Annotated in this window: 8 protein-coding genes; 6 read left to right on the forward strand and 2 right to left on the reverse strand. The window is 61.5% G+C overall.

Annotated elements, in window-relative coordinates:
• Positions 1 to 5 precede the first annotated feature (5 nt).
• Positions 6 to 242, reverse strand: a complete 237-nt coding sequence (locus tag D6877_RS08455; protein WP_016774354.1) for a hypothetical protein — start codon at positions 240 to 242, stop codon at positions 6 to 8.
• Positions 243 to 405: 163 nt separating this feature from the next.
• Between D6877_RS08455 and D6877_RS08460 the strand changes: the two genes are divergently transcribed.
• From D6877_RS08460 to D6877_RS08470, 3 genes are all read left to right on the forward strand, one after another.
• The gene (locus D6877_RS08460) at positions 406 to 849 is read left to right on the forward strand and encodes a TspO/MBR family protein (RefSeq protein WP_041480509.1); all 444 of its coding nucleotides are present in this window, start codon (positions 406 to 408) and stop codon (positions 847 to 849) included.
• Entirely contained in the window at positions 846 to 1,829 is a 984-nt protein-coding gene (locus D6877_RS08465; protein ID WP_130910474.1) for an alpha/beta hydrolase, read from the forward strand. Before D6877_RS08460 ends, D6877_RS08465 begins: the two co-directional genes overlap by 4 nt.
• Positions 1,830 to 2,050: 221 nt before the next feature.
• The gene (locus tag D6877_RS08470; protein WP_016774351.1) at positions 2,051 to 2,302 is read left to right on the forward strand and encodes a DUF2790 domain-containing protein; all 252 of its coding nucleotides are present in this window, start codon (positions 2,051 to 2,053) and stop codon (positions 2,300 to 2,302) included.
• Between the two features lie 70 nt (positions 2,303 to 2,372).
• On the opposite strand, the gene D6877_RS08475 is transcribed toward D6877_RS08470, so the two are convergent.
• Positions 2,373 to 3,299: a LysR family transcriptional regulator gene (locus tag D6877_RS08475; RefSeq protein WP_076563297.1), complete on the reverse strand. Its 927-nt coding sequence runs from the start codon at positions 3,297 to 3,299 to the stop codon at positions 2,373 to 2,375.
• A 211-nt stretch (positions 3,300 to 3,510) separates the two neighbouring features.
• Between D6877_RS08475 and D6877_RS08480 the strand changes: the two genes are divergently transcribed.
• The 3 genes from D6877_RS08480 to D6877_RS08490 form a co-directional block, all read left to right on the forward strand.
• The gene (locus D6877_RS08480; RefSeq protein WP_130910475.1) at positions 3,511 to 4,947 is read left to right on the forward strand and encodes an NAD-dependent succinate-semialdehyde dehydrogenase; all 1,437 of its coding nucleotides are present in this window, start codon (positions 3,511 to 3,513) and stop codon (positions 4,945 to 4,947) included.
• Between the two features lie 10 nt (positions 4,948 to 4,957).
• Positions 4,958 to 5,290 (forward strand): carboxymuconolactone decarboxylase family protein, encoded by a 333-nt coding sequence (locus tag D6877_RS08485; protein ID WP_110599182.1) that lies wholly within the window; start codon positions 4,958 to 4,960, stop codon positions 5,288 to 5,290.
• A gap of 1 nt (position 5,291) precedes the next feature.
• Positions 5,292 to 6,277 (forward strand): NAD(P)H-quinone oxidoreductase (locus D6877_RS08490; RefSeq protein ID WP_130910476.1); only part of this gene is annotated, 986 nt, incomplete at its 3' end.

Below are 6,277 nucleotides of genomic sequence, written 5' to 3' on the forward strand. Positions count from 1 at the left end.
GAAGGTCAATTGGTCCGGCTGACCACCCTGATATGTGTAATCCCTACCCGCTCGGCCTGCTCGAGAATCTGTTCTGGCGTCGAATCCGCCGTGGGCATGACCAGGCTGTTTTCCGCATCGCCCAGATGCAGTTCCAGCAGATGCATCGCCGCGTCGTGCTCGGCCAGTTGCGCTTCCTTGAGTTCGAGCAGATAAGTACGAGGCTCGCCGTTGAAACGGTATTCGATGTGATAGGTGTACATGATGTCGTCCGCGTCGGTGGGAAAAGGCAGTGTTTATCCTGACGCGACGGTCAGCTTTTAGTTCAACCTGACTGCCATTTTGCGTTTGCAAACAAACTTTTTGCGCAGCGAAGCGTCCTCTTCTTAACTCTCCATAACAGCTGATCACAGCTAAGGACTGGCAATGACCTTTTTCATCTTCCTTCTCGCCTGCGCGGCGGCGGCAACCACTGGCGTGATGTTCAAACCCGGCCCGTGGTATGAATCGCTGACCAAACCCTCCTTTACCCCGCCAAACTGGGCCTTCCCGGTAGCGTGGACGATCATCTACCTGCTGCTGGCCTGGGCCGGTTATCGCTTGAGCCTGATCCCCGGCAGCCAAACGGTGCTGGCTTTGTGGGCCGCACAGATCGCCCTGAACACGCTGTGGACGCCGGTGTTCTTCGGCGCGCATCAGGTGCTGGCGGCGCTGGTGATTCTGGCGGTGCTGTGGGTGGTGGTCGCGGTGATGGTCGTGCTCGCACTGCAACTGGACGTGGTCACCGGGCTGATTCTGTTCCCGTACCTGGCGTGGCTGTGCGTTGCGGCGGCGCTGAACTGCTCGATCCTGATGAAGAATCGCCTGTGAGCGACTTCCCATGGCCGCAAGGCGAGCGCGAGCTGGCGCAGGTGCGTGGGTTCAACAAAAAGCTCGCCTGGCTGCCGCGCTTCAAGATTCGCAATCGGCTCACTCCACGGTTGATTCAGGCGTTGCTGCGAGCGGGTCAGCTCGGCGGCGCTGGCAAATTGCGCCAGCATGGGCTGGCCGCCGAACGGAAGATCATCGACACCGTGCCCGTGCGCATCATTCGCCCCAAGGGCAAAGCCAGAGGCGTGGTGCTGGATTTCCATGGTGGCGGCTGGGTGATTGGCAATGCGCAGATGAACGACAACTTCAACATCGCCATCGTCAACGCCTGCGACGTGGCGGTGGTGTCGGTTGATTATCGGCTGGCCGTGTCGACGCCAATCGAGGGCTTGCTGGACGACTGTCTGCGCGCCACTCGCGGCATTTTGAACGATGGCGAGTTTGCCGGGCTGCCCGTAGTCGTCGTCGGTGAATCGGCCGGCGGGCATCTGGCGGCCGCCACCCTGCTCGCGCTCAAATCTTCGCCGCAACTGCTGCAACGGATCTGCGGCGCGCTGCTTTATTACGGCGTCTACGACCTGACCGGCACGCCGAGCGTGCGCAGTGCCCCAGCCGATACTCTGGTGCTCGACGGCCCCGGCATGGTCGAAGCGTTGCGCCTGCTCACGCCGGACATCAGCGACGAACAACGACGCCAGCCACCGCTTTCGCCGCTGTACGGCGATTTCAGCGGGCTGCCACCAGCGCTGCTGTTTGCCGGCGACCTCGATCCGCTGCTGGATGACACGCAGCTCATCGCTGAACGCTGGCAACACGCGGCGCCGGTGGAGATGTACGTGCTGCCAGAGTGTCCGCATGGCTTCATTCACTTCCCCACCGCCACTGCTAACCATGTGCTGGCTTACAGCCGCAAATGGATTTCGGCGCGGGTGGGAAGCTACTCAGCGAAATCCGCCGAAATCAGCCCGGCGCTTTCGTAGCTGCCGATTGCATGGCGAGCCGTAAAAAACCGAGATAAGCAAAAGGCGCCCTCACCGGCGCCTTTTTTGTTTGCGCTGAACCCTGCGCGATCGTTCACCCCGTGCCGATTGTGGCTCAAACCGTAAACAGTCTTTACCCAATCCGCGCCTGTTTCCCCCGCCAGCCGCCGCATAGAGTTTGTTCCAGCAGCACACTCAACTTCAGCAAAGGAACATCTTCCATGAAAGTCTCAATGCTCGTCCTCGCACTCTTCGGCTTCAGCTCGGTGGTCATGGCTCAGGAATCGACTACCACGCCACCAGTCGAGCAATACACCTACGCCAGTCACCTCGACGTCGCCAAAATCATCTCGGAAGATCCCGTGCCGGATGTCTGCGCTGTAGTGCCGGTGCACATGACTTATCAGGATTCCCAAGGCAAACAGCACATCCTGCAATACGAGGTCATGGGCAGCGGCTGCAGCAACGGTTGATCTGGCCAATACCTCGCACACCCATTGCGTCTCAGAGTTGGCTCGCTGAGACGCAAATGCCTTTACCGCTTCAATCGATAAGCGCCTGAGCAGTGCTCGCCAACTGCGCGCCGACCCGGGTTTTCAAGGTATCGATGAATCGAGTGATCTTCGCATCGACAAACTGGCGAGACGTGTAGACCGCGTAAACATTGCGCTCATAGGTGTGGTAATCGGGCAGCACCCGCACCAGCCTGCCGGCACGCAAATCATCGATCGCCGTGAAGCCTGCCAACAGACCAATCCCCGCCCCTTCGCGAATGGCCACGGCCATTGCGTCCATATCGTTCACGCTGAAACTCGGCCCGCTCGGGATGAACGTCGCGTCGCCCGCCTTGCTTTTGAGCTGCCATTCATCGCGCACGTAATCCACGGTACCGAGCAGCAGGCATTGATGATCGCAAAGCTGCTCCGGCGTTTCGGGTGCGCCATGCCGCGCCAAGTATTCCGGGGAGGCCACCAGTACACAGTGACTGACGCCGATCTTCTGGCTGACATACGCCGAGTCCGGCAGCGTTCGCGCGATCAGAATGGACACGTCCAACTGATCCTCAAGCAGATTGGGCATGCGTTGGGAGAGCATCAAATCGACGGTCACTTCGGGAAACGCCTGGCGATATTCCAGCACCGCGCCGGTCACCAGTTGCCGCGCCAGTCCGGGCACGCAGTGCACCCGTAACGTCCCTCGTGGTTGCAAGGCGGCATTGCTCGCCTCGGCTTCGGCGCTTTCCAGGTCAGCGAGAATCTTCACGCAGCGTTCATAAAACCGCCGGCCCGCATCGGTCACCGAGAGACGCCGGGTCGAGCGTTGCAACAGGCGAGTGTCGAGCACGTTTTCCAACGCCGAGACCGCACGCGATACGTTACCGACGGTGGAGTCGAGATGGTTGGCCACGGCAGTGAAACTGCCCATCTCGACTACCTTGATGTACACCGACATGTTTGAAAGTTTGTCCATCCTGATCGTCCTGTAGACCTGCCACTCACTGCGGATAACGTCGGATCCTACACGCTCGCTCCTGGGATCGATATTACCTTCTGGGACAACAATGATTCCCTCGTGGCCGGCTAAATCAAACGGCACGCCTTCCATAGACTGGATTCCACGGGACGCCTGAACCACTGCGTACAAGGCGCCGAATGAATCCTCAACCATGAAGGCGACATCCATGAACACTCCTTACGATCCGCTCTATCTCTTCATCGGTGGTCAATGGCTTACCGCCCAAGACCGCGCGACCGCTGCCGTAGTCAACCCGGCTACCGGCGACGAAATCGGCCAGGTGCCACTCGCCACCGCCCAAGACCTGGATCACGCCCTCGAAGTGGCCCGACTGAGCTTCGACCAATGGCGCCAGACCGTGCCGGACCAGCGCGCAAAAATCCTCAAGCGCGCCGCCGACCTGATCCTCGAACGCGCCCCGCACATCGCTGCGCAAATGACGCTGGAAGAAGGCAAGCCACTGCGCGAAAGCCTCGATGAAGTGACCCGTGCGGCGGAATATTTCGAGTGGTTCGCCGAAAGCGCACGACGCATCGACGGCCGTGTCGTCCCGGCCAATCGTCCGGGTGTACTGCAACTGGTCAAACGCCAGGCCATCGGCCCTGTGGCAGCGTTCACACCGTGGAATTTCCCGGCCATCACCCCGGCGCGCAAGCTCTCGGCAGCGCTGGCCGCCGGTTGCAGCGTGGTGCTCAAGCCCGGCGAGGAAAGCCCTTCCACCGCTCTGGCCCTGGCCCGGGCGCTGGACGATGCCGGTTTGCCCAAAGGCGTCCTGCAAGTGGTGTTCGGTGTGCCGGATCAAGTGTCCAGCCATTTGATTGCCTCACCGATCATTCGCAAAGTGACCTTCACCGGTTCGGTGCCGATCGGTCGGCTGCTCTCGGCCCGCGCTGCCGAAGGCGTCAAGCCGATCACCCTGGAACTGGGCGGCCACGGCCCGGTGCTGGTGTTTGCCGACGCCGACATCGAAAAGGCTGCTGTGGAAGGCGTCGCCAATCGCTTTCGCGGCACCGGCCAGGTGTGCATTTCCTCGACTCGTTTTCTTATCCAGCGTGAGGCCTACGCCGAGTTCGTCGAGCGCTTCGTTGCTGCCACCAAGGCACTGAAAATCGGCGATGGCATGGATCCGCAAACCCAGGTCGGCCCTCTGGCGAACCCACGGCAACTGGCGAAGATGGAGCAACTGATCGCCGACGCCGTGGAGAAAGGTGCACGGGTGCTGGCCGGCGGTGAAGCGTTGCCGGGCGCAGGCTTCTTCTTTCAGCCCACCGTATTGGCCGATGTGCCGATGAGTGCGCGAATCATGCACGAAGAACCCTTTGGCCCCATCGCGATACTGATGCCTTTCGATGAGTTGAGCGACGGCCTGCAAGAAGCCAACCGCCTGCCCTACGGCCTCTCGGCCTACGCGTTCACTTCCAATGCGCGCACCGCGATCGACGTCGCCGATGGCCTGGAAGCCGGAATGATCGGCATCAACCAGTACCGCATCGTCGCCACCGAACTGCCCTTCGGCGGCATGAAAGAAAGCGGCCACGGTTCTGAAGGCGGCATCGAAGGCATCGAGCACTACCTCACCAACAAATTCATCAGCCAGGTTTAAGGGGATTTCCATGTCGACTATCGATTTCAGCAGCCCACGCGAAGCCGCGCGTGCCTTCACCCCGAAACTGGCGCAATTCGTGGACTCAACGCTGTACCCGCAGATCTGGAGCGACCCCGCCTTGTCACCCCGCGAGCGCAGTCTGATCACTGTCGCTGCGCTGATTGCCGGCGGCCACTGTGAAGAATTGCCCGCGCACCTGCGCCGCGCTGTCAGCAATGGCGTGAGCCATGAAGAGTTGTCGGCGGCGATCACTCACCTGGCCTTTTACGTCGGTTTCCCGGGCGCCATCACCGCCTCGGCCATCGCCAATGCCACCCTTGCCGACACGGAGCAACGCTGAGATGAAAGCCATCAACCTGAAAGCATTCGGCTCGGCAGAAGTGCTGCAACTCGGCGAAGCGCCCAACCCTGAAGTACGCCCGACCGACCTGCTGGTGCGGGTCTATGCGGCCGGCGTGAACCGTGCCGACCTGACCCACCGAACCGGCGGCTACGGCCATGCGAACTTTGGTGACTCGTTGATCATCGGTCTGGAGATCGCCGGGGAAGTGCTGGAGACCGGCAGCGAGGTGAGCGGATTCGCCGTCGGCGACCGGGTGATGGGCGTGGTCGGCGGCGGTGCCTACGCCGAACTGGCGCGCATCGACTACCGCATGGCCATGCCGATTCCGGCACAGCTCGACTATGTGCACGCAGCGGCGATTCCCGAAGTGTTCGTCACCGCCCACGAAGCGATGCTGCACCTGGCCCGACTCAAGTCAGGCGACTCGGTGCTGATCCATGCCGCCGCCGGTGGCGTCGGCTCCGCTGCCGTGCAACTGGCTTACGCCACCGGCGCCACGGTGTACGCGACCACCGAAGGCAGCAAGCTGTCACGTGTCGAACACCTGGGCGCCGACGTGGCCATCGACTACAAGACCGAGGATTTCGCCGCAGTCATCGCCGACAAAACCAACGGGCGCGGCGTCGATGTGATCATCGACTTCGTCGGCGCTCCCTACTTCGCCCGCAACATCGCCTCGCTGGCCCACGGCGGCCGCCTGGTCCAGGTCGGCATTCTTGGCGGCGGCGGCAAGGTCGACGTGGAGCTGGAGCACATCCTCTACCGGCACCTGCAAATCATCGGCACGGTGATGAAGTCACGCACTCAGCCGGAGAAGCACGCGATGATCCAGCGCTTTCGCGACCACTGGCTGAAACGCTTCGCCGGCGCTGCGAGTCTGGAACCGGTGGTGGACAGCACCTTTCCGTTGTCCCGCGCAGCCGATGCCCATCGGCGGATGGAGTCTTCGCAGAATGTCGGGAAGATTATTCTGACGATGCAGCC

The organism is Pseudomonas sp. Sample_9, assembly GCF_004307535.1.
GTDB classification, from domain to species: Bacteria; Pseudomonadota; Gammaproteobacteria; order Pseudomonadales; family Pseudomonadaceae; genus Aquipseudomonas; species Aquipseudomonas mercuritolerans.